This is a genomic window from Peribacillus sp. NPDC101480 (assembly GCF_050277335.1).
Lineage (GTDB): Bacteria > Bacillota > Bacilli > Bacillales > DSM-1321 > Peribacillus.
In genome coordinates this window covers 982,012-982,451 of sequence record NZ_JBNNSB010000001.1, presented here as the reverse complement: position 1 = coordinate 982,451, position 440 = coordinate 982,012, and positions in this window count along the sequence as shown.

Genomic DNA, 440 nt, shown 5'->3' with positions numbered 1-440 from the left:
TGATTTTGGAAAAGAACAGTATAAAGAAAACTCTTCGATTGGCGAGCCAGGATGGCGATGACAGAGAAGTAGTTGCTCTTATACTTTTTTCCTTTTGATTTTGGAAAAGAACAGTATAAAGAAAACTCTTTGATTGGCGAGCCAGGATGGCGATGACAGAGAAGTAGTTGCACTTATACTTTTTTCCATAAATCTCTCTCTCAAATAAAATTAATAACAGTGCAAAGAAAACTCTTCGATTGGCGATGACAGAGAAGTAGTTGCACTTATACTGTTTTCCTTAAAAGCTTTTCCCTTTAAATCAAAAACAGTATAAAGAAAACTCTTCGATTGGCGAGCCAGGATGGCGATGACAGAGAAGTAGTTGCACTTATACTGTTTTCCTTAAAAGCTTTTCCCTTTAAATCAAAAACAGTATAAAGAAAACTCTTCGATTGGCG